Below are 2,211 nucleotides of genomic sequence, written 5' to 3'. Positions count from 1 at the left end.
CATCGCGCCGAGAGTACTGCGGGGTCAGCCCGTGGGAGGCCAGGGCGCCGCTGACCGGTGGACGGCACCGAGCCGTCTGCTTGAACTGAAGAAGGGGGAGGCCACGCGGCCTCCCCCTTTTTTGCGTTAAAGGCGGCATTCACTAAGCAATTAAATCAATCCAATCATCCACCGGTGAATATAAACGTTCACCGTTCTGTGGCCGGTTCTCTGTTCTCAATGGACTAATATTTGCTTTAGCGCGCTGATGCGCTTGTCCTGTTTTACATGGGTCGTTTTATTGATTGTGACGGAAGGACTCACATGGCAGATGTTCATGAGCTGCTTGATACTTGGATTGCCAATGTCAAGGATGAGGAGCTCCTCGCTGAGCTCAACACGATGAAGGAGCAGGGTGATGAGGACGCCATCACCGACGCTTTCTTCCAGGATCTCGCCTTCGGTACTGCCGGTCTTCGTGGCACTATCGGTGCAGGTACTAACCGTATGAATATCTATACGGTCGGTCGTGCGACCCAGGGATTCGCTGACTACCTTAATGCTACCTTCGAGCATCCGACGGTCGCCATCGCTCGCGATAGCCGCAATAAGGGCGAGCTGTTCGTTAAGACGACGGCTGCCATTCTTGCGGCAAACGGCGTGACGGCCCTCGTGTATCCCAAGATTTCTCCCGTGTCGACGCTTTCCTGGGCCGTCCGTGACCTTAAGTGCTCCGGTGGCATCTGCATGACCGCTAGCCATAATCCGGCGCCTTATAACGGCTATAAGGCCTATGGCCCCGACGGCTGCCAGATCACCAGTGAGGCCGCCGATGCAATTTCTAAGGCTATTGCCGAGACCGATACGTTCACCGGCGTGAATTCTATGGACTTTGATGAGGCTCTTGAGCAGGGTCTGGTCAAATGGATCGATGACTCGTGCCTTGAGCGTTATTACGACGCCGTTCTCGCCCGCGGCGTGACTAACCTTTCTGCCGAGGAGATCGCTGGCGCTCCGCTTAAACTCGTCTACACTCCGCTCAACGGCACCGGCCTCATTCCCGTCACGACGGTGCTCGAGCGTGCTGGCATCACCGATGTCACGGTTGTTCCCGAGCAGAAGGAGCCTAACGGCGATTTCCCGACCTGCCCGTATCCTAACCCCGAGATCCGTCAGGCCATGCAGAAGGGCATCGATCTCTGCGAGCAGGTTCACCCTGATTTGCTGCTTGCAACCGATCCAGACGCCGACCGTGTTGGCGTTGCCGTCAAGAATGGTGATGACTACCTGCTGCTGACCGGTAACGAGATGGGCGTCCTGCTGCTCGACTATATTTGCAAGACCCGTGCCGCCCGCGGGGATGATCTCACCAAGAAGGTTGCGGTTACTACCATTGTTTCTTCCGCCATGGTCGATGCTCTGGCCGAGGAGTATGGCTTTGAGCTCCGTCGCTGCCTGACGGGCTTCAAGTACATCGGTGACATCATTACCTCGCTTTCCGATGCTGGTGAAGTCGATCGCTTTATCTTCGGTTTTGAGGAGAGCTACGGCTATCTGGCCGGCGATCACGTACGCGACAAGGACGCGGTGAGCACTTCGCTGCTGATTTGCCAGATGGCTCAGTATTACAAGCTCCAGGGCAAGAACCTAGCCGACGCGATGCACGAGCTGTACGAGAAGTATGGCTACTATCACAACAAGACGATTTCGCTGAGCTATCCGGGTGCTGAGGGCGCGGCAAAGATGGCCGGCATCATGGCCGGTCTGCGCGAGAACCCGCCCGCGGAGCTCGCCGGTTCCAAGATCGAGGCCGTCGTGGATTACAACACCTGCGTGAACGGCCTGCCGAAGGCTAATGTCATTGAGTTCGATCTCGAGGGTGGTAACAAGGGTATTGTTCGTCCTTCCGGCACCGAGCCCAAGATTAAGCTGTACATCTTCGCTAAGGGCGCGGATGCCGCCGAGGCAGATGCAGCACTTGACGCGATTGAGGAGTCCGGCCGCAAGCTGCTGGCATAAGGTATTTAAGAGTCTATTACTATAGATAGGCGAAAGAGGGGATCTCGGAAACGAGGTCCCCTCTATATTTATCCAGCCAGCCGAGAGTCCTTATATGTGTAGGAAATGTGTACGCCCAGATTCCCGCCCGCGGGGGCCCTCCGGTCTGGCAATATATCTCCTTGCCGCGCGGCCCGGTGCAACCGGATCAGCCGCGGGGCGTGCACCTTGAGA

General features: G+C 56.8%; 1 protein-coding gene. It reads left to right on the top strand.

The genetic code is table 11. The annotated features are described in order from the left end of the window. Positions 1-303: 303 nt before the first annotated feature. On the top strand, positions 304-1,998 hold the full coding sequence (locus ABCN01_RS09490) for a phospho-sugar mutase (RefSeq protein WP_342997062.1): 1,695 nt from the start codon (positions 304-306) through the stop codon (positions 1,996-1,998). Positions 1,999-2,211: the final 213 nt, after the last annotated feature.

The sequence above is a fragment of the Collinsella aerofaciens genome, from assembly GCF_039062365.1.
GTDB lineage: Bacteria > Actinomycetota > Coriobacteriia > Coriobacteriales > Coriobacteriaceae > Collinsella.
This window is presented reverse-complemented; position numbering and strand designations above follow the sequence as displayed.